This is a genomic window from Streptomyces sp. NBC_01454 (genome assembly GCF_036227565.1).
Taxonomy (GTDB): domain Bacteria; phylum Actinomycetota; class Actinomycetes; order Streptomycetales; family Streptomycetaceae; genus Streptomyces.
Genome location: NZ_CP109460.1, coordinates 4,157,436 through 4,177,656 on the forward strand (window position 1 = coordinate 4,157,436; position 20,221 = coordinate 4,177,656).

The window sequence follows — 20,221 nt, forward strand, 5'->3', positions numbered from 1 at the left end:
GGTCACCGGGCCGGGCGGCCGTCCGGTCGCTGTGCCGCCGATCGCTACCCGTCGCCGGCCGCTACTTGCCGACGCCCGCCGCCAGCTCGGCACCGTGGACGCTCGACGTCCAGTTGGTGACCTTGGTCTTGCCGACGGAGACGTGCAGCCGCTTCTCCGCGAAGTTGACGGTGACCGGGCCGTGGGTGACGGAGCTCGCCGAGACACCCATGAAGTCGATGGTCACCGACTTCTGCCCGGTGCCCTTGGCGGCCGCGGTGTTGGTGGGGAGGACCGCGTAGGCGTAGCCGTGGGCCGGCACGGTGAGGCGGGTGCCGTCGAGGTGACCGGGCGTGCCCTGCAGCAGCGGCAGCGCGGCCTTGGCGTTGTTGAAGCGCAGCAGCGGGGCATTGTACAGCTTGCAGTCGCGGGCGGTGGTGTTCTTGAACTTCACCGTGACGTGGCCGGCGGGGCCGCTCTGCTGGGAGAACGTGACCTTGTAGGTGCTCGGGTAGCAGTCGGGCACCCGCCGCGAGGCCGCCGTCCCCGCGCCCACTCCTGCCGCGCCGCCGCCGATGACCTTGCGCTTCTTGCTCTTGGAGGACGACCAGGACGACGAGGACGACTTCTTCGACTTCTTCGTCCGCTTCGACGAGTGACTGTTGCAGCCGGTCAGCGCGAGCGAGCCGGCCAGTCCGAGTGCCAGCGCGGCATACGCGGCGGAGCGAGGGCGGGAACGGCGTGCGGTCATGGGTGGGTCCCCCCGTGGAGTGCTGCGGTGTCAGCGAGGCGCGTCTGTCATGGCACGGCCACGATATCCATAGCCGGTGGATGCGCCAGGGCAGGTGCGCCGCCCGCCCGGGCGATCTGGCGCCATAGCAGGTCAGATGGGGCGTCGTGGGCGTGAAGAGGCCCCGGAGAGAGGGTGAAGATCAGTGCGCGGAGGGGACGGGAGGGCCCCGGACGCGGCACAGGGCGCCCGCTGGGGGTTGCGGGCGCCCTGAGTCAGGGGTGGCTCACCGGAGGTGGCTCCTCAACGGTGGCTCACCAGGCCGTCGCCTCGCTCAGGTCCGCGCGCCAGTACGTCACCCAGGCGCTGTCGTCGACGTATGCCGCGCCGCCGGGGAGCTCCACGGCCGTCGGGCCGCCGATGCTGCCCTTGCCGTCTCGGCCGGGGAGGCTGACGGACAGTGAGGTCATCATGCGGCCGTGGCGGCCGGAACCGTCGGCGGACGAGGTCAGCACGCCCGCATAACCGGACGCGCCGGGGGCGAGGGTGACCACGGCCTGCGGCTTGCTGGCCGGCAGCGCGGGGAGCGGCGACGGTGCGTCGTCGAAACGGAGGTCGGGGGAGAAGTGGAGGTCGCAGGGGGCGCCGGAGGTGTTGGTGGCCGTCAGCAGCAGATGGTTGACCGGCCGGGTCAGCACGGTGGCCGCGATGCGGACCTTCGCGGCGTCGCAGGCGGTGTGCCCGACGGTGGCGTTGCCGCCGCGGCCCGCACCGCGGGTGCCGAGCGTGCGGCCGGCCACGCCCGCTTCCGCTCCGTTGCCGACGTGCCCTGATGCCGTCCGCTCTTCCCGTCCGCTGTTGGTCTGCAGGCCGCCCGGCGTGGCGGCACCGCCCTCCCGGGCCACCGGGACGGCCTCCTGGGGCCGCGGGTGGAACGGCTTGGCGGCGCTGGTCTGGAGCGGGTTGTCCTGGCCGCCGCAGGCGGTGAGGGTGAGCGCGGCGACGCCGGTCAGCCCGGCCGCGGCGATCCGCAGCGTACGGCGGCGGACGGTCCGTGCCCGGGCAGGGCCACCGGTAGCAGTCCCGGGGACGGTCTCGGATCGGGTGTGGCTGTCCATGTCGGTCTCCCCCGGTTCGGTGGCCCGCACCATCTCTGCGGTCCGGCCGGGGTCTCCCCCGCGGCCTGGTCACCAGAGTGCCGTCGGCCGCTGGCGTGCCACTAACGTGCGCCTAACGTCCCCGCGGGGACGGGCCCGGGCACGGCTCAGCCGCGCCCGCCGCTCCCGTCACCCGTACCGCTCCCGTCCGCTTCCCCTCTCTCGCCGCGCCCGCCGCTCCCGCCGCTCTCCCCATGGGTGTCCCGTGCGAACAACTGCGTCAGGGTGCTGATGGTGTAGACGTCGGTGGCCTCTTCGTCCACCAGATGCATCTCCGCGAGCCGGTCCAGGCCGTCCTGGGTGCGCTCCTGGTCGTACCCGGCGAGCGCCGCCGCCGCCGAGGCGTTGAGGTGTCCGTCCGAGGTCGTCGCGAGCGCGCTGAGCAGCCGGGCGTCATCCGCCGACAGCCGGGCCACGGACATCCGCAGCGCCGCCGCGACCCCGGTGTCCTCCGCCGACAGCAGCGCCAGCCGCCGCCGTTCGTCGTGCAGCGCCGCGGCCAGCCGGGCCAGCCGCCAGCGCGGCCGGGCGGTCAGCTGGGCGGCCGCGGCCCGCAGCGCCAGCGGCAGTCCGTCGCACAGGTCGACCAGTTCGCGCGCGGCGGCCGGGTCCTCGGCGACCCGGTCCGGGCCGAGCATCGCGCCGAGCAGCGCCGCGCCCTCCTCGTGGCCGAGCGCCTGGAGGCCGACCGGCCGGGCGCAGTCGGTGGCGACCAGACCGTCGAGGCGGCTGCGGCTGGTGACGACCGTGGCGCAGTGCGGGCCACCGGGCAGCAGCGGCCGTACCTGCGCCGAACTGCGCGCGTTGTCGAGGACGACCAGCAGCCGGCGCTCGGCGACCAGCGAGCGGAACAGCGCCGAGGCGGCCTGGGCGGAGCCGGGCACCCGCTCCGGCGGGGTGCCCAGCGCCAGCAGGAAGTCGCGCAGGATCTCGGCGGGCGGCGCCTCGTCGCCCTCGCCGAAGCCGCGCAGATCGGCGAAGAGCTGGCCGTCGGGGAAGGCCCCGGCGTGCAGATGCGCCCACTGCACTGCGCAGGCCGTCTTGCCGACACCGGCCGGCCCCGCCACCACCGCGAGCGGGCTCTCACCGGTCGTGCGGTCGGTCAACGCCTCGGTCAGCGCGGTGAGTTGGTCATCCCGGCCCAGGAAGCGGGCCGGTGGACGGGGCAGCAGCCGGGGTGCGGCACCGGCCCGCGGGCCCGGCCCGTTCGTGGCACCCGCCCGCGCACCGGCGTGCGCCTGCGTGCCGGTGTCCCCGGGGGCCGCCGGCCGCGGCTCCTCCGCGGCGGGACGCGCCCCGCCGCCCGTCGCGGAACGAGGCCCTCCGGCGGACTCGCCACCGGAAGCGCCCGCCCCGCCCGAGGGCTTGGCCGCGGCCTTGCGCACCTGGCCGGCCGCCTCCGCCCGCAGGATCTCCTCGTAGGCGCCGCGCAGCCGCTCGCCGGGGTCGACGCCCAGTTCCTCGCTGAGCAGCCGCCGGGTGCGATGGAACCACTCCAGCGCATCGGACTGCCGCCCCGTACGGAACAGCGCCCGCATCAGCCCGGCGATCAGGCCTTCCCGCAACGGGTGGTTGACGGCGGCGGAGTAGAGGATCGCGGCCGCCTGCTCGTGCTCGCCGAGCGCGCCGTACGCCCGCCCGAGCGCCTCCACGGCCGTCAGCCGGCGCTCCTCCAGCGCGTGCGCGGCGGCCGCGAACGGCGGGCTGGTGACCGTGCCGGTCAGTGCGGGGCCCCGCCACAGTCCCAGCGCCTCGCGCAGCAGGGGTACGGCATCGGCCGGCGCGGCCTCGGGCCGGGCCAGGGTCACCAGCTCACCGAACCGGTGGGAGTCGATCAGCTCCTCCGGCAGCCGCAGCAGATAGGCGGAGCCGTGCGTGGTCAGCTCGACGCCGTAGGCCTCCGCACCGCCCTCGGCGAGCGTGGCGCGCAGCCGTGAGACGTGCCCCTGGACGACCGTACGGGCATGCTCCGGCGGCTCGTCCTCCCACAAGGAGTCGATCAACTGCTCCAGGGGAACGGTGGTGTTGGGCTGCAGCAACAGCAGCGCGAGCACACTGCGCCGTTTGGCGGGCCCGAGCGACAGCTCCGCGGAGCCGGTCGTCACGGCGATCGGGCCGAGCAGGGAGAAGTCCAACTCAGCCCTCCAGGAAGGCCGTCAGGGCGTTCGCCAGCAGGTACGGGTCCTCAGCACCGCACAGCTCACGCGCCGAATGCATGGAAAGGATCGCCACTCCGATGTCGACCGTTGCGATGCCGTGCCGGGCCGCGGTGATCGGCCCGATGGTGGTCCCGCACGGCATCGAGTTGTTGGACACGAAGCTCTGCCACGGCACCCCGGCCCGCTCGCAGGCCGCCGCGAAGACGGCCCGTCCGCTGCCGTCCGTCGCATAGCGCTGATTGACGTTGACCTTGAGGATCGGCCCGCCGTTGGGCATCGGGTGGTGCCCTGGCTCGTGCCGCTCGCTGTAGTTGGGGTGGACGGCGTGCCCGGTGTCGGAGGACAGACAGAGGGTCCCGGCGAAGGCCCGGGCACGGTCCTCGTACGAGCCGCCGCGGGCGAAGACCGAGCGCTCCAGCACCGTGCCGAGCAGCGGGCCGTCGGCGCCGGTGTCGGACTGGCTGCCGTTCTCCTCGTGGTCGAAGGCGGCCAGCACCGGAATGCCGGGCAGCTCGCCGCCGCCGGCCGCGGCGGCGGCCAGCGCGGCCGTACCGGCGTGCACGGACAGCAGGTTGTCCATCCGTGGACCGGCCAGCAGCTCCTGGTCGCGGCCCAGATAGGCGGGCGCCTCGATGCTGTGCACCATCAGGTCCCACCCCTTGATGTCGTCGGCCGGGACGCCGGTCTCCTCGGCGACGAAGGAGATCAGATCGCCCTCGGCCACCGCGCCCAGGCCCCAGATCGGCGTCATGTGGCGCTGCTTGTCGAGCTTGAGGCCGTCGGAATTCACCGAGCGGTCGAGGTGCACGGCCAGCTGTGGAACCCGCAGCAGCGCCCGGTCGACCTGGACGAGCCGGTGGCTGCCGTCCGCCAGCGTCACCCGCCCGCTGAGCCCCAGATCGCGGTCGAGCCAGGTGTTGAGCAGGGTGCCGCCGTAGATCTCGACGGCGATCTGCCGCCAGCCGCGGGAACCGGTGTCCGGAATCGGCTTGACCCGCAAATTGGGAGAGTCGGTGTGAGCCCCGACAATTCGGTACGGAGTCGACGCGCTTGCGCCCTCGGGCACGTACCAGGCGATGATCGCTCCGCCGCGCAGCACATACTTCCCGCCGCTCGTGCCGTCCCACTCGTCGACCTCGGCGACCTGGTGGAAACCGGCCTTCTCCAGCCGCTCCGCCGCATTCGCCACCGCGTGGTAGGGGGACGGACTGGCGGCGAGGAAGGACATGAGGTCGTCGGTGTGGCCGCGATCGAAGCGGGCGGAGTTGGTCATGGATTCAGCATAAGGAGCCGGACCCGGCATTCCTCGTGCGCATGCCTCGTGACTCCGTTCCCTTCCGGCCACGATTTCCGCGCGCCGGAGCGGTATCCGTAAGGGAAGGGGCAATTCTGTGTTTCCGTCCCGTTCGTCGGGGTGTCCGTCCCGCTCGTCGGGCGGACGGGTGGCTCACCGGCCGGACGGCGCCGGGCCGCGGGCGGGCCGGCGGCCGCAGATGACGAAGCCCGCCTCTCCGGGGGAAGAGAGACGGGCCACGTCAGTCTGTGCGGTCAGTCCGGGAGACCGGTGAGAACGCCGCAGCGGGCTGCGGACGGCGTGCTCAGAACGCGGCCTCGTCGAGCTCCATCAGCGACTGGTCGACGCTCTCGGCCAGACCGCGCTGGACGCCGACGCCCGGCAGGACGTTGTGCGCGAAGAACTTCGCGGCGGCGATCTTGCCGGTGTAGAAGGGCTTGTCCTTCGCCGAGGCGCCGTCCAGCTTCCCGGCGGCCACGGCCGCGCCCTTGAGCAGCAGGTAGCCGATGACGACATCGCCGGAGGCCATGAGCACGCGGGTGGTGTTCAGCCCGACCTTGTAGATGGACTTGACGTCCTTCTCGGTCGCCGCGAGGTCGGTCAGCATGGCGCCGACGATCGCCTCCAGGTCGGCGGCCGCCTTGGCCAGCTCGCCGCGGGCCTGCTCCAGCTCCTCGCCGCCGATGTTGTCGGCGAGGAACTTCTTGATCTCGTCGGAGAGGGCGGTGAGCGCCTGGCCCTGGTCGCGGACGATCTTCCGGAAGAAGAAGTCCTGGCCCTGGATCGCGGTGGTGCCCTCGTAGAGGGTGTCGATCTTGGCGTCCCGGATGTACTGCTCGATCGGGTACTCCTGCAGGTACCCGGAGCCGCCGAAGGTCTGCAGCGACTGCGCCAGCTGCTCGTAGGACTTCTCCGAGCCGTAGCCCTTGACGATCGGCAGGAGCAGGTCGTTGAGGCGGATCGCGGCGCTCGCGTCCTCGCCCGCGGCCTCCTTGACGAGGATCTCGTCCTGGACCGTGGCGGTGTAGAGCACCAGGGCGCGCATGCCCTCGGCGTACGCCTTCTGCGTCATCAGCGAGCGGCGCACGTCGGGGTGGTGGGTGATGGAGACGCGCGGCGCGGTCTTGTCGGTGAAGGCCGCCAGGTCCGGGCCCTGCACACGCTCCTTGGCGTACTCCAGCGCGTTGAGGTAGCCGGTGGAGAGGGTGGCGATGGCCTTCGTGCCGACCATCATCCGGGCGAACTCGATGATCTTGAACATCTGGCGGATGCCGTCGTGCTTCTCGCCCAGCAGCCAGCCCTTGGCCGGGTGGTTGGCGCCGAAGGTCATCTCGCAGGTGTTGGAGGCCTTCAGGCCCATCTTGTGCTCGACGTTGGTGGCGTAGGCGCCGTTGCGCTCGCCCAGCTCGCCGCTCTCCCAGTCGAAGTCGTACTTCGGCACGATGAACAGCGACAGGCCCTTGGTGCCCGGACCGGCACCCTCGGGGCGGGCGAGGACGAAGTGCACGATGTTCTCGGACATGTCGTGCTCACCGGAGGTGATGAAGCGCTTGACGCCCTCGATGTGCCAGGAGCCGTCCGCCTGCTGCACGGCCTTGGTGCGGCCGGCGCCGACGTCCGAACCGGCGTCCGGCTCGGTGAGCACCATGGTGGAGCCCCACTGCTTGTCCACCATCAGCTGGGCTATGCGGTGCTGCTCCTCGGTGCCCTCCTCGTGGAGGACGCCGGCGAAGGCGGGGCCGGACGCGTACATCCACACGGCCGGGTTGGCGCCCAGGATCGTCTCGGCGAAGCCCCAGAGGAGGGAGCGCGGCGCGGTGGTGCCGCCGAGCTCCTCCGGGATGCCCAGCCGCCACCACTCGGCGTCCATGAAGGCCTGGTAGCTCTTCTTGAAGCTGTCCGGAACCGGCGCGGTGTTGGTGTCCGGGTCGAAGACCGGCGGGTTGCGGTCGGTGTCGGCGAACGACTCGGCCAGCTCGTTCTCGGACAGCCGGGCGATCTCGGACAGCACGCTCTTGGCGGTGTCGACATCCATCTCCGCGAACGGTCCGGTGCCGTACACGCTGTCGCGGCCGAGGACCTCGAAGAGGTTGAACTCGATGTCGCGGAGATTCGACTTGTAGTGGCCCATGGGTACGGCTCCGTTAAGGGTTCGGGAGAGGGCCCCTAGGGAGGGACCTCAGACGCAATACCAGCTAGTAGCTAAATGATGCTACCCACCGGTAATAAGAATCAACCCCTACCGCGCATCTGTGACGAGAGTCCCCCACCGCCCGCCGACTCAGTACGCTGGGCCGCATGTACGGCTACGACCAGAACGCGGGTGCCGGGCAGCAGCAGTACGGTGCGCCGCCCCCGCCGCAGCAACCGGCCCCCGGGGGCTACGGCGAGCAGCCGCTGTACCCCGAGCCGTCCCCGCCTTCCCTGGCCGACGCGGTGCGCGCCTTCACCACCGGCTCGATGTCGGCGGAGGACTTCCAGGGCATCTTCTCCACATCCAAGATCTACTGCCCCCGCGGTGACAATCCCGGCTTCCTGGCGCTGCACAACACCCAGCAGCCGGTGATCCCGATGTTCACCTCGCTCAAGGAGCTGCGGCGGTACGCGGGCAAGGAGTCCAAGTACTTCGTGATCACCGGCGCCGAGGTCCTCGATCTGCTGCCGACCGGCTACGGCTTCGTCCTCGACATGGAGGGCGACCACCGGATGGTCTTCGACGCGAAGGCCGTGGAGCAGATGGTCGACTTCGCGATGCGGCGGATGTACGGCTAGCGCCTGCCTGTGCGGCGGCCGGGCCTGAGGGGTCCCGGCCGTCTTTGCTGTGCGAGGGGCCGGTCCCGGGAGGGGGCCGGCCCCTCGGTTGTGCGCCGGTGCGGGTGCCGGCCCGTCGGCCGTGTGCCGGTGCGGGTGCCGGTCCTCGTGTCGACGTGCTTCCGATCGCCTGCTTGACCTGCGGATATGCGGACGGGAATGCCGTGCCCCTTGCGGGTTGTTCACCATTCAACTAAGTTGGATGCGACCGAGGAGGCCCTGATGCCCGCTGTGACCGTAGAGAACCCGCTGACCCTGCCGCGTGTGGCGGCGCCCGTTGCGGCGCACACCCGTCCCGCGCTGGCCGTTGCCACCGCTCCGAGTGGATTCGAGGGCGAGGGCTTTCCGGTGCGCCGGGCATTCGCCGGCATCGACTACAAGCACCTCGACCCGTTCATCATGATGGATCAGATGGGCGAGGTGGAGTACGCGCCGGGAGAGCCCAAGGGCACGCCCTGGCACCCGCACCGCGGCTTCGAAACCGTGACGTACCTGATCGACGGCACCTTCGTGCACCGTGACTCGCACGGGGGCGGCGGCGTCATCAACGACGGTGACACCCAGTGGATGACGGCCGGTTCGGGCCTGCTGCACATCGAGGCGCCGCCGGAGTCGCTCGTTCTGTCCGGCGGTCTCTTCCACGGCCTCCAGCTGTGGGTGAACCTCCCGAAGAGCGACAAGATGATGGCCCCGCGCTACCAGGACATCGGCGGGGGCAACGTCAAGCTGCTGACCTCCGCCGACGGCGGCGCGCTGCTGCGGCTGATCGCCGGTGAGCTCGACGGCCACCAGGGCCCGGGCATCACCCACACACCGATCACGATGATGCATGTGACGGTGAACCCGGGAGCCGAGCTGACCCTGCCGTGGCGCAAGGACTTCAACGCCCTCGCCTACGCCCTGGCCGGACGCGGCGCGGCCGGTGCGGAGGGGCGCCCGTTCCGTATGGGGCAGGCGGTCGTGTTCGGTGACGGGGACTCGGTCACGATCCGGGCGGACGAGTCCCAGGAGTCGCGCAGCCCGAACTTCGAGGTGGTGCTGCTGGGCGGGCTGCCGATCCGCGAGCCGATGATGCATTACGGCCCGTTCGTGATGAACACCCACGCCGAACTCGCCCAGGCCTTCGAGGACTTCCAGGCCGGCCGGCTCGGCACCATCCCCGCCGGCGAGCACTGACGCCGAGTCGGCGGCACGGCGGACACCGCAAGGACCAGGGGCGGCGTTTCACGTGAAACGCCGCCCGGCCCGTTTCGGGGCCCGTACCCGGGCCTTCGGCCGTGGTGCACTGTCCGGGTGCGAAACGACTCGGACGAAAACCGGCCCGGCGCCGAGCGTGGACGGCCGCGGTCCCCGGAGCCGCTGCTCCCTGTCGAGGCCCGCCGCGCCGCGGCCTGGTGCCTGGTGGTGCTGCTGATCGCGACCGTGGTGGCCCTGGGGGTGTGGCTGTGCGTCGAACTGAGCGCGGCGGTCACCCCGGTCCTGCTGGCACTGCTGGGCAGCGGGCTGCTCGGGCCGCTCTACCGGCGGCTGGTGTCGATGCGGCTCAACCGTTCCCTGGCGGCCGGACTGACCTGCGCCGTCCTCGTGGTGGTGGTCGGCGGCGCCGGATACATCGTGGTCAGCGCGCTGGTCGAGACCGGCGACCAGATCATCGCCTCGCTCCGGAGCGCCGCCAAGAGCCTCACGGAGCACTTCGGCACGGCCGGTACCTCGCTCGACGACCTCGCCTCCCGGTCCAAGCAGCTGATCACCAAGTTCGGCGGCAGCGCGGCCTCCGGGCTGCTGGCCGGCGTCAGCGTCGTCGGACAGTTCATCGCGGCGTCGATCCTGGCTCTGCTGCTGACCTTCTTCTTCCTGCGCGACTCCGACAAGGCCGTCCGCGCGCTGAACGACTGGGCGCCGGGCAGCTCCGGGCCGCAGCTGGAGCGGATGGCACGCCGAGGGTTCCAGGGCATCGAGGGCTTCATGCGCGGCACCACCTTCATCGCACTGATCGATGCCCTCTGCATCACCATCGGACTGCTGGTCCTCCGGGTGCCGGGCGCCGTCGGCCTGGGCGCCCTGGTCTTCGTCGGCGCCTACATCCCCTACCTCGGTGCCTTCATCTCGGGCGCCGTGGCGGTCCTGGTGGCGCTGGCCGACCGCGGTTTCGTGATCGCGCTGTGGGCGCTGGGCGTCGTGGTGGCCGTGCAGGTCCTGGAGGGGCATGTGCTGCAGCCGATGATCCAGAGCCGTACCGTCCAGATGCATCCGGCGACCGTGCTGCTGGCGATCACCGCGGGTGCCAGTGTCGCCGGAATCCTCGGCATGCTGCTGTCCGTGCCGCTGGTCGCCGCCTTCTCCGGCGTGCTCCACGAGCTACGGCTGCACTACACCGCGGGCCCGGACACCGACGACGGCGGGCCCGCCGCCTCGCCGGCGTCCTCGTAGAGCTCGCACCACGTCGACTTGCCGTCCCCGCGCGGGTCCACGCCCCATGCGCCGGCGAGCAGCTCCAGCAGCACCAGACCGCGCCCCGACGAGGCCAGCTCGCCGGGGCAGCGGCGGTGCGGCAACTCGTCGCTGCTGTCGGCGACATCGATCCGGATGCGCCGGGCCCCGCGCTCGCCGGTGACCTCGGCGACCAGCAGGGCGTCCCCGTCGGTGTGCAGCAGCACGTTGGTGACCATCTCGGAGACCATCAGCACCGCCGAGTCCACCTGGTCCGGGTCGGCCCAGTCGTGCAGCAGCTCACGGACCTGCCGGCGCGCCTCGGCTAGCCGCTCCGGCTCGGCCTGGGCGACGGTGAGCACGGTGCGCCGTACGGGCCGGGCCGCCGGTCCGCCGGTGCCGATCCCGCAGCCGGCGCCGTCGCGGCGCAGCAGGAGGACGGCGATGTCGTCCTCACGGCGGTCCACCAGCGGTCCGGTGGTGTGGTGGGAGGGCGGTCCGTGCACGGCCTGGACCAGGGCGTCGGCGAGCCGCTCCAGGCTCTCGTCGAACTCACCGACCTCATGCGCCTCGATGGTGTCGCGCAGCCGCGCCCAGCCGGTGTCCAGGTCGTGGCCGCCGGTCTCGATCAGCCCGTCGGTGCACACCAGCATCGTCTCGCCGGGCTCCAGGACGAGCCGGGTGGTGGGGTAGTCGGTGTCCGGGACGATGCCCAGCGGCAGCCCGCCCGCGGTGGGCCGGACCAGCACCGTGCCGTCGCTCAGCAGGATCGCCGGGTCGGGGTGCCCGGCCCGTGCGATGTCCAGCAGGCCCGTCGCCGGATCCACCTCGATGTAGAGGCAGGTCGCGAAGCGCTGGTCCTCGCCGTGGCCATGGAGCTCGGTCGTATTGATCCCGGCCAGGAACCGGGAGGCACGGGAGAGCACCGCGTCGGGGTGGTGCCCCTCGGAGGCGTAGGCGCGCAGGGCGATCCGCAGTTGTCCCATCAGGCCCGCGGCCCGCACGTCGTGCCCCTGGACGTCCCCGATCACCAGGGCGAGACGGCCGGACGGCAGCGGGATCATGTCGTACCAGTCGCCGCCGACCTCCAGCCCGCCGCCGGTCGGCACATAGCGTGCCGCGACCGTCATCCCGGGGATGTCCGGCTGCACCGTCGGCATCATGCTGCGCTGCAGCCCCAGCGCCAGCTCCTGCTGTTCCTCCTGCATCCCGGCCCTGGCCAGCGCCTGTGCCAGCATCCGGGCGACGGTGGTCAGCACCGAGCGCTCATCGGGGGTGAAGGCCACGGGCTGGGTGAACGCCGCCATCCAGGCGCCGATGGTCCGGCCCGCGTTCACCAGGGGCACGAACGCCCAGGAGGTGCGCCGGTAGGGCGCGTCCACGGGCCAGGCGGTGGGGTAACGGCGGCGGTACTCGTCGGGGGTGGGCAGGTAAAGGGCCCGGCCGGTGCGGACGACCTCGGCGGCGGGATGGTGGTCCGCCAGCGCCGCGCCGGCGAACAGCCGTGCTTCGTTCTCGTGGGAGCCGTGGGAGCCGTGGGGACCGTGGTGGCCGATGACCGATAGCCGGTCGCCCTCGATGCCGAAGACCGCCAGCCCGTCCGGCATGAAGCCGGGCATGGACAGTCCCGCCGCCACCCGCAGCACCTCGGCGGTGGACCGTGCCTCGGCCAGCGCCCGGCCCGCGTCCAGCAGGAACGCCTCGCGTGAGCGCCGCCAGTCGCCGGTGATCGGGGTGTGCGCGGCGGAGGTCCCGGGCTGCGGCTCGGGCACCTCCTGGAGGGTGCCGACGAGTTCGAAGCCGCCGTCGACGACCCGGGGGCGGGAGCGGGTGCGCACGATGCGCTGCACCCGCCCGCGCTCGTCGACGACGCGCAGCCGTGCCTCGGCCAGCGTCTCCTCGGCGAGGGCGAGCTGCACGATCCCGTTGATCTCGGTGAAGTCGACGGGATGAAACCGGGAACGCACCGCGGCTTCGGTCAGCTCGGCGGGGGCGGCGGGCAGCCCGAGCAGCCGGGCAGCTTCGGCATCGAGGGTCACCCGCCCCGACGCGTTGTCCCAGCGCCACAGGCCGGTCGCGATGGCGGCCAGGAGGTCCTCGGTGCGCATTGCCTCACTTTATGGGCGTTTGGCGGGGCCGGGCCAGCGCGCTGGACGTGACCATCGTCCCAGTCGGGGCGCCCGCTCCGGTGCGGGCCGGCGCTGATGCGTATATGTCAACCAAGGCGTGCGGACCGGGACGGTAACCTGGAGCGGTTATGTCAATCCTGGGGTGGCCTTTCGGGTGATCCACGGGGAGAGCGACCGGGCATCCGCGCCCGTGCTCCCTTTTCCTCTCCCTCTCCCAACTCCTCACCTCGACCTCGCGACGACTTGGATGAGCGATGCATCGGTACCGGTCCCACAACTGCGGCGAGCTCCGAGCCGCGGACGTCGACACCGACGTCCGCCTCAGCGGCTGGCTGCACAATCGACGTGACCTGGGCGGCATCCTCTTCATCGATCTGCGCGACCACTACGGCCTGGTCCAGCTCGTCGCCCGCCCCGGCACCCCGGCCAACGAGGCCCTCGGTTCCCTGACCAAGGAGACCGTCGTCCGGATCGACGGCAAGGTCAGCGCGCGCGGCGCCGACAACGTCAACCCGGATCTGCCGACCGGTGAGGTCGAGATCGAGGTCTCCGAGGTCGAGGTGCTCGGCGCCGCCGACCAGATCCCCTTCACGATCAACGCGGACGACGGCGTCAACGAGGAGCGCCGCCTCGAGTACCGCTTCCTCGACCTGCGCCGCGAGCGGATGCACCGCAACATCATGCTGCGCACCGCCGTCATCTCCGCCATCCGTCACAAGATGGTGGCCCTCGGCTTCAACGAGATGGCGACCCCGATCCTCTCCGCGACCTCCCCCGAGGGCGCCCGCGACTTCCTGGTCCCCTCCCGCCTGCACGCCGGCAAGTTCTATGCGCTGCCGCAGGCCCCTCAGCAGTTCAAGCAGCTGCTGATGATCGCCGGCTTCGACCGCTACTTCCAGATCGCGCCCTGCTTCCGCGACGAGGACGCCCGCGCGGACCGCTCGCCGGGCGAGTTCTACCAGCTCGACATCGAGATGAGCTTCGTCGAGCAGGAGGACGTCTTCGGGCCCGTCGAGAAGCTGATGACCGAGCTGTTCACCGAGTTCGGCAACGGCCGCACGGTCACCTCCCCCTTCGCGCGCATCCCGTTCCGCGAGGCCATGCTCAAGTACGGCTCCGACAAGCCGGATCTGCGCGCCGAGCTGGAGCTGGTGGACGTCTCCGACGTCTTCGCGGGCTCCGGCTTCAAGGCCTTCGCCGGCAAGCACGTCCGCGCCCTGGCCGTGCCGGACACCGGCGACCAGCCGCGCAAGTTCTTCGACCAGATGGGCGACTTCGCCGTCCAGCAGGGCGCCAAGGGCCTGGCCTGGGTCCGCGTCGGCGGCGACGCGGAGAAGATCGAGCTGACCGGCCCGATCGCCAAGTTCCTCACCGAGGACGACATCAAGGCGCTGGTGTCCGCGCTGGACCTCAAGCCCGGCCACGCCGTCTTCTTCGGCGCCGGTGAGTTCGACGAGGTCTCCAAGATCATGGGTGCGGTCCGGGTCGAGGCCGCCAAGCGCGCCGGCCACTTCGTCGGGGGCGAGTTCCGCTTCTGCTGGATCGTCGACTTCCCGATGTTCGAGAAGGACGAGGACACCGGCAAGATCGAGTTCTCGCACAACCCCTTCTCCATGCCGCAGGGCGGCCTGAAGGCGCTGGAGACGCAGGACCCGCTGGACATCCTGGCCTGGCAGTACGACATCGTCTGCAACGGCACCGAGCTGTCCTCCGGCGCGATCCGTAACCACGAGCCCGAGGTCATGTACAAGGCCTTCGCGATCGCCGGTTACGACAAGGAGACCGTCGAGGCCGAGTTCGGCGGCATGCTCCGCGCCTTCAAGTTCGGCGCCCCGCCGCACGGTGGCATCGCCCCCGGCGTCGACCGCATCGTCATGCTGCTGGCCGACGAGCCCAACATCCGCGAGACCATCGCCTTCCCGCTCAACGGCAACGCCCAGGACCTGCTCATGGGCGCCCCGAGCGAGGTCGAGGAAGCGCGCCTGAAGGAGCTGCACCTCTCGATCCGCAAGCCGCAGGTGAAGTAGGCACGGCCCGGGGGCGGACCCCCGGCAGGCTCAGGGGCGGCGTTTCACGTGAAACGCCGCCCCTGCCCGTTTCGGAGCCCGGGACGCGGCCGGGCGGTCGGCACGGGGACGGGGCCGCGGGCCTGTGACGGCGGGCCGGGTGCCCCGACCGCTCCACCCGTGTGGCCGGGCCCGGGCGCCGCCCGCACTCTGGTGCCCATGCAGCAAGCCAGCCTCCTCTCCGCCACGTCCGCCCTGGGGCCGAGGGCCCGGCCGGCGCGCTCCGCCCCGGCCCGTGACCTGTGGTGGCTCGCCGCCGTCGCCGCCGTCTTCACCGCCTGTCTGCTCTACTCGGCCCTGGTCACGCCCGGGCTGGGGTGGGACGAGGCGGTGTACGTCAGCCAGGTCGATCCCCACCGGCCGGCCGCGTTCTTCAGCGCCCCGCGGGCCCGCGGCGTCTCCTTCCTGCTCGCCCCGGCCGCCGCCCTGACGACCTCGGCGCCCGTGCTGCACTGCTATCTGGCGGTGCTCTCCGGCGCCGGGCTGCTGCTCTGTCTGTGTGTCTGGCGGCGCCTGCTGCCCGCGCCCGTCCCGGCCCTGGGCGGCGCGCTCTTCGCCGGCCTGTGGGTCACGCTCTTCTACGGTCCGCAGGCGATGCCCAACCTGTGGGTCGCCTACGCCGCGCTCGCCGCCACCGGCTGCTTCCTGCGGGCCGTACGGCAGCCGCCGCGCCAACTGGCGCCCCGGGCCGGGCGGGGCGCGGCGGCGGGGCTGGCCGCCGCGGTGGCCTGTGCCGCACTGATGCGCCCCACCGACGCCGTGTGGCTGGCCGTGCCGCTCTTCGCGGCGGCGCTGTGCGTACCGGCATGGCGGCGCCCCGCCGTGCTGTTGGGGCTGCCGGCGGGGCTGGCCCTGGGGTGCGCCGAGTGGGTCGCGGAGGCGTATCTGTCCTACGGCGGGCTCCTCGCCCGCCTGCGACAGGCCGGGCGGATCCAGGGCGGCCTCGGCTGGCATCTGTCGTTCGACGACCACGCCCGCGCCCTCCAGGGGAAGACGCTCTGCCGCCCCTGCCATCTGGCGTGGGACCACCCGGTGGCGGCGGTGTGGTGGTTCCTGCTGCCCCTGGTGGTCATCGGGGCGCTCTGGGCGGCGCTGCGCGCCCGCGAGTCCGGCGGCGCGCTGCACGGGTACGGGCCGGTGTGGCCGTCCGGGCGCCGCGACGACCGGCATCCGCTCGGGCTGGCCCCCGTCCCGCCGGAGGGACTGCGGCGGGCCACCGCCCCGGCCGACGGCGCCGGATCGGCCGAGGTGCTGCACCGCTGCCGCCCGGCCTGGTCAGGGGTGCGCCTGCGCGACTCCGCCGGCGCCGTGCACCGGTTCGGACCGGCCCCGCTCGTCATGGCGGCCCTGGTCGGCGTCTGCCTCGCCGCTCCCTACCTCCTGAGCGTGGACTACGCCGCTCCCCGTTTTCTGCTGCCCGCCTACGCCCTGCTGCTGATGCCGGCCGCCTGGTTCCTGTACTGGCTGACCCGGCTGCCGCGCCGCCGGCACGGCTGGGCGGTGGCCGCCCTGGTCCTGGTGCTGCTCAGCCATGAGGTGGTCCAGCTGACGATCGTGCACAGGATGGTGCAGAGCACCGCGCGGGCGCAGACCGGTATCGCGCAGGTCGCCGGGATGCTGCGCGAGGCGGGGGTCCGGCCGCCGTGTGTGGTCAGCGGCGAGGAGGCGGTCCGGGTGGCGTACCGGGCGGGCTGTGCGTCCCGTCAGCCGTACGGCCATGACGCCGGCATCAGCCCCGCCGCGCTGGCCCGGCTGGGCGCGCACCGCCCGGCCGCCGTCCTGCTGCTCACCGGCGGCAAGCCGCCCGCCTACGCCCGGGGCTGGCGGCCGGTCCCGCTGCGGCGGGTGCCGGGGCTGGAGCGGCTGAGCGCCTATGTGTCGCCGCCGGCCCGGCCATGAGCCGGGGCGCCGCGGCGCGTCCGGGGCCGCACAAGCGGGCGCCCGCCCGGCCGCGGGGGCCGGACGGGCGCGTGCGCTCGGGTGCGGGGAGGCCTACTGCTCGGCGCCGCCGAAGCGGGCGCGGTAGGACTCCAGGTCCTCCTCGGTGATCTTCGCGAAGAGCACCGGCGGCACGGTGAAGGGCGTCCCGGCCGGCACCGAGGCCAGCGCCTCGGCCTCCTCCGGGGAGACCCACACCGCGGTGTCGTTCTCCAGGGCGAAGGCGCCCCGCATCGCCTTGGCCGAGGCCGGAATGAACGGCTCGGAGACCACCGCGTAGAGATGGATCAGGTTCATCGCCGTCCGCAGCGTCAGCGCCGCCGCGTCCTTGTCCGTCTTGATCTCCAGCCACGGGGCCTTCTCCTCCAGGTAGGAGTTGCCCGCGCTCCACAGGGCGCGCAGCGAGGCGGCGGCCTTGCGGAACTGGAGGGCGTCCATGTGGCCCTCGTACTCGGCCAGCAGCCCGGCGATCTCCGCGCCCAGCTTCTGCTCGGCGGCCCCGGCCTCGGCGCCCGCGGGCACCTCGTCCCCGAAGCGCTTCCGGGAGAACGAGAGCACACGGTTGACGAAGTTGCCGAGGGTGTCCGCCAGGTCCTTGTTGACCGACGACGAGAACAGCTCCCAGGTGAAGGAGGTGTCGTCCGACTCCGGGGCGTTGGCGATCAGGAAGTAGCGCCAGTAGTCGGCCGGCAGCAGCTCCAGTGCCGCGTCGGTGAAGATGCCGCGCCGCTGGGAGGTGGAGAACTTCCCGCCGTAGTAGTTCAGCCAGTTGAAGGCCTTGAGGAAGTCGACCCTCTGCCACGGCTCGCGGGTCCCCAGCTGCGTCGCGGGGAACATCACGGAGTGGAACGGGACGTTGTCCTTGGCCATGAACTGCGTGTACCGGACGTCCTCGGCCTCGTACCACCACGACTTCCAGTCGCGGCTCTCGTCGGAAGCGGCGTCCGCCCACTCCTTCGTCGCCCCGATGTACTCGATCGGCGCGTCGAACCACACGTAGAAGACCTTGCCCTCGGCGGCCAGCTCGGGCCACACATCGGCCGGCACCGGAACGCCCCAGTCCAGGTCGCGGGTGATCGCCCGGTCCTGGAGGCCCTCGGTCAGCCACTTGTGCGCGATGGACGAGGCCAGCGTCGGCCACTCCTTGCTGCCGTTGCCCTCCAGCCAGCCCTCGACCTCGTGCTGCAGCTTCGACTGGAGCAGGAAGAGGTGCTTGGTCTCCCGCACCTCCAGATCGCCGCTGCCGCTGATCGCCGAGCGGGCATCGATCAGATCGGTCGGGTCGAGCACCCGGGTGCAGTTCTCGCACTGGTCGCCGCGGGCCTTGTCGTAGCCGCAGTGCGGGCAGGTGCCGACGATGTAGCGGTCCGGCAGGAAGCGGTCGTCGGTGACCGAGAAGACCTGGCGGATCGCCCGCTCCTCGATGAAGCCGTTCTCGTGCAGCTTGCGCGCGAAGTGCTGGGTCAGCTCGACGTTCTCCCGCGAGGAGCTCCGGCCGAAGTAGTCGAATTCGAGGCCGAAGCCGTCGTAGATCGCCTTCTGCTTGTCGTGCTGCTCGGCACAGAAGGCGTCGACCGACTGCCCCGCGTCCTTCGCCGCCAGCTCGGCGGGGGTCCCGTGCTCGTCCGTCGCGCAGATGTAGAGCACCTCGTGCCCGCGCTGCCGCAGATAGCGGGAGTACACATCCGCCGGGAGCATGGACCCCACCATGTTGCCCAGGTGCTTGATCCCGTTGATGTACGGAAGGGCGCTGGTGATGAGGTGTCGAGCCATTGCCGGCTGCTCCCAAGTCGCTACGGTGAGTGAGGATTTGCTTTACGGAACGTCAATATCGTACTGGACGGGGTGGGGGTGCCCGCTCGGGCTTTTCGAGGGGTGGACGAGGCCCGGCCGCCGCGCCGCAACCGGTGTCCGGCGGCTCCGCAGGGTCCCCGGGGCCTTCGCCCGCCGGGCCGCCCTCAGACCGCGGCGTCCGCCGACTCCGCGCTGTCCGTCGACGGCATCGGACCCTGCTGCGCGGGCCGGCCGTTGACCATCAGCCCGGCGACCAGGGCGGCCAGCAGCATGATGGCCGACCCCACCCCGATGGCGATGGTGAACCCGTGGACGACCCCGCTCTTGACGATCCCGTCGCGCACCGCCGGGGTGAGCCCCCCGGCGCCGCCGGCCCGCCGGGCCGCGTCCGCCAGCCGGCTCACGATAAAGGTCGCGCTCGCCGAGGTCGCGATCGTGTTCAGCAGCGCCGTCCCGATCGAACCGCCCACCTGCTGCGCGGTGTTGACCGTCGCGGAGGTGACCCCGGAGTCGTGCGGTGCCACCCCGGACGTGGCCGTCGCCATCACCGGCATGAAGATCAGGCCCATGCCGAGACCGACGAGCAGCATGGCCGGAAGGACGTGCGAGACATAGGCGGGCGCGGCCGTCAGATACCGCAGTGTGAAGAGCCCCGTGGCGGCGAGCAGCGCCCCCGGGACCATCAGGAACCGCGGCGGGACGCGGTGCAGCAGCCGCGCCGATATCTGCGTCGACCCGACCACGATCGCCCCCACCATCGGCAGGAACGCCATTCCGGTCTTCACCGGGGAGTACCCGAGCACGGTCTGCAGGTAGTACGTCATGAACAGGAACATCCCGAACAGCGCGATGACCGCCAGCGCCATGGTCAGGAAGGCGCCGCCGCGGTTCCGGTTCCGCACGATGTGCAAGGGCAGCAGGGGATGGCGCGCCCGCGTCTGCCACCAGGCGAAGGCGGCCAGCAGCACCACACCCCCGGCCAGCAGCCCGACGACCAGCCCGTCACCCCAGCCCCGCGGCTCCGCCTCGCTGCACGCGTAGACGATCGCGACCAGGCCGCTGCAGCCCAGCAGCACGCCGGGAACGTCCAGGTGGACGCGGTCCCGCTCGGGCTTGTCGCGCAGGAACACGGCGGCGCCGGTAAAGGCGATCACCGCGACCGGCACGTTCACATACAGACACCAGCGCCAGGTCAGGTACTGGGTCAGCAGGCCGCCGGCGATCAGGCCGATGGCCGCGCCGCCGCCCGCGATGGCCCCGTAGATGCCGAACGCCTTGCTGCGTTCCTTGCCGATGGTGAACGTCGTGGTCAGCAGCGACAGTGCGGACGGTGCCAGCAGCGCCCCGAAGGCGCCCTGCAGCGCCCGCGCCCCGAACAGCAGCCCGGAGCCGGTGGCCGCGCCGCCCAGGGCCGACGCGACCGCGAACCCGACCAGGCCGATCATGAACGTCTTCTTCCGCCCGACGAGGTCGGCGATCCGCCCGCCGAGCAGCAGCAGCCCGCCGAAGGCGAGCGTGTACGCCGTGATCACCCACTGCCGGTTCGCGTCCGATATCCCCAGGTCCCGCTGGGCAGACGGCAGCGCGATGTTCACGATCGTCGCGTCCAGCACCACCATGAGCTGCGCGATCGCGATCACCACCAGCCCCCACCAGCGCCGTGGATCGGGCGGCGCCGCCACGGCCCAGCGGGGAGTGCCGGCGCCGGGAGCACCGGCGGCGGCTCCCTCTTGG

13 protein-coding genes are annotated in these 20,221 nt (G+C 72.0%); 5 read left to right on the forward strand and 8 right to left on the reverse strand.

Annotation, left to right across the window (positions count from 1 at the left end):
• Window positions 1-61 precede the first annotated feature (61 nt).
• The 5 genes from OIU81_RS18380 to OIU81_RS18400 all read right to left on the reverse strand — a co-directional run bounded on the left by OIU81_RS18380 (window position 62) and on the right by OIU81_RS18400 (window position 7,450).
• Window positions 62-730: a DUF4232 domain-containing protein gene (locus tag OIU81_RS18380; RefSeq protein WP_329149234.1), complete on the reverse strand. Its 669-nt coding sequence runs from the start codon at window positions 728-730 to the stop codon at window positions 62-64.
• Window positions 731-1,023: 293 nt separating this feature from the next.
• Window positions 1,024-1,827, reverse strand: coding sequence for a DUF4232 domain-containing protein (locus tag OIU81_RS18385; RefSeq protein ID WP_329149236.1), 804 nt, complete (start codon window positions 1,825-1,827; stop codon window positions 1,024-1,026).
• Between the two features lie 146 nt (window positions 1,828-1,973).
• Window positions 1,974-4,001 (reverse strand): AfsR/SARP family transcriptional regulator, encoded by a 2,028-nt coding sequence (locus OIU81_RS18390; protein ID WP_329149238.1) that lies wholly within the window; start codon window positions 3,999-4,001, stop codon window positions 1,974-1,976.
• 1 nt (window position 4,002) lies between these two features.
• A complete protein-coding gene (locus OIU81_RS18395) occupies window positions 4,003-5,298 on the reverse strand; it encodes a M18 family aminopeptidase (protein ID WP_329149240.1) in 1,296 nt (431 codons plus the stop codon).
• A 325-nt stretch (window positions 5,299-5,623) separates the two neighbouring features.
• Window positions 5,624-7,450 carry an acyl-CoA dehydrogenase gene (locus tag OIU81_RS18400; protein ID WP_329149242.1) on the reverse strand — a complete coding sequence of 609 codons (1,827 nt, stop codon included), beginning with the start codon at window positions 7,448-7,450 and terminating at the stop codon, window positions 5,624-5,626.
• Window positions 7,451-7,617: 167 nt separating this feature from the next.
• Between OIU81_RS18400 and OIU81_RS18405 the strand changes: the two genes are divergently transcribed.
• From OIU81_RS18405 to OIU81_RS18415, 3 genes are all read left to right on the forward strand, one after another.
• Window positions 7,618-8,091 (forward strand): SseB family protein, encoded by a 474-nt coding sequence (locus tag OIU81_RS18405; RefSeq protein WP_189096659.1) that lies wholly within the window; start codon window positions 7,618-7,620, stop codon window positions 8,089-8,091.
• A gap of 261 nt (window positions 8,092-8,352) precedes the next feature.
• Window positions 8,353-9,306, forward strand: a complete 954-nt coding sequence (locus OIU81_RS18410) for a pirin family protein (RefSeq protein ID WP_329149246.1) — start codon at window positions 8,353-8,355, stop codon at window positions 9,304-9,306.
• Between the two features lie 117 nt (window positions 9,307-9,423).
• Window positions 9,424-10,560, forward strand: a complete 1,137-nt coding sequence (locus OIU81_RS18415; protein WP_329149248.1) for an AI-2E family transporter — start codon at window positions 9,424-9,426, stop codon at window positions 10,558-10,560.
• Here the strand turns inward: OIU81_RS18415 and OIU81_RS18420 are convergent.
• Window positions 10,500-12,668: an ATP-binding SpoIIE family protein phosphatase gene (locus OIU81_RS18420; protein WP_329149250.1), complete on the reverse strand. Its 2,169-nt coding sequence runs from the start codon at window positions 12,666-12,668 to the stop codon at window positions 10,500-10,502. The genes OIU81_RS18415 and OIU81_RS18420 overlap by 61 nt on opposite strands.
• A 275-nt stretch (window positions 12,669-12,943) precedes the next feature.
• On the opposite strand from OIU81_RS18420, the gene aspS reads away from it, so the two are divergent.
• Complete coding sequence (gene aspS, locus OIU81_RS18425) at window positions 12,944-14,716, forward strand: aspartate--tRNA ligase (protein ID WP_329149252.1); 1,773 nt, start codon at window positions 12,944-12,946, stop codon at window positions 14,714-14,716.
• A 198-nt stretch (window positions 14,717-14,914) separates the two neighbouring features.
• Entirely contained in the window at window positions 14,915-16,654 is a 1,740-nt protein-coding gene (locus OIU81_RS18430) for a hypothetical protein (RefSeq protein WP_329149253.1), read from the forward strand.
• Window positions 16,655-16,747: 93 nt separating this feature from the next.
• Here OIU81_RS18430 and metG read toward each other — a convergent pair whose 3' ends face one another.
• Entirely contained in the window at window positions 16,748-18,466 is a 1,719-nt protein-coding gene (gene metG / locus OIU81_RS18435; RefSeq protein WP_329149255.1) for a methionine--tRNA ligase, read from the reverse strand.
• A gap of 185 nt (window positions 18,467-18,651) precedes the next feature.
• Window positions 18,652-20,130, reverse strand: a complete 1,479-nt coding sequence (locus OIU81_RS18440) for a DHA2 family efflux MFS transporter permease subunit (protein ID WP_443074152.1) — start codon at window positions 20,128-20,130, stop codon at window positions 18,652-18,654.
• Window positions 20,131-20,221 lie beyond the last annotated feature (91 nt).

Excerpts from the sequence above, each read along its gene's own strand:
- OIU81_RS18400 (WP_329149242.1), bottom strand. The coding sequence starts at position 7,450 with ATGGGCCACTACAAGTCGAATCTCCGCGACATCGAGTTCAACCTCTTC.
- metG (WP_329149255.1), bottom strand. The coding sequence starts at position 18,466 with ATGGCTCGACACCTCATCACCAGCGCCCTTCCGTACATCAACGGGATC.
- OIU81_RS18405 (WP_189096659.1), top strand. The coding sequence starts at position 7,618 with ATGTACGGCTACGACCAGAACGCGGGTGCCGGGCAGCAGCAGTACGGT.
- OIU81_RS18410 (WP_329149246.1), top strand. The coding sequence starts at position 8,353 with ATGCCCGCTGTGACCGTAGAGAACCCGCTGACCCTGCCGCGTGTGGCG.
- OIU81_RS18420 (WP_329149250.1), bottom strand. The coding sequence starts at position 12,668 with ATGCGCACCGAGGACCTCCTGGCCGCCATCGCGACCGGCCTGTGGCGC.
- aspS (WP_329149252.1), top strand. The coding sequence starts at position 12,944 with ATGCATCGGTACCGGTCCCACAACTGCGGCGAGCTCCGAGCCGCGGAC.
- OIU81_RS18385 (WP_329149236.1), bottom strand. The coding sequence starts at position 1,827 with ATGGACAGCCACACCCGATCCGAGACCGTCCCCGGGACTGCTACCGGT.
- OIU81_RS18430 (WP_329149253.1), top strand. The coding sequence starts at position 14,915 with ATGCAGCAAGCCAGCCTCCTCTCCGCCACGTCCGCCCTGGGGCCGAGG.
- OIU81_RS18395 (WP_329149240.1), bottom strand. The coding sequence starts at position 5,298 with ATGACCAACTCCGCCCGCTTCGATCGCGGCCACACCGACGACCTCATG.
- OIU81_RS18380 (WP_329149234.1), bottom strand. The coding sequence starts at position 730 with ATGACCGCACGCCGTTCCCGCCCTCGCTCCGCCGCGTATGCCGCGCTG.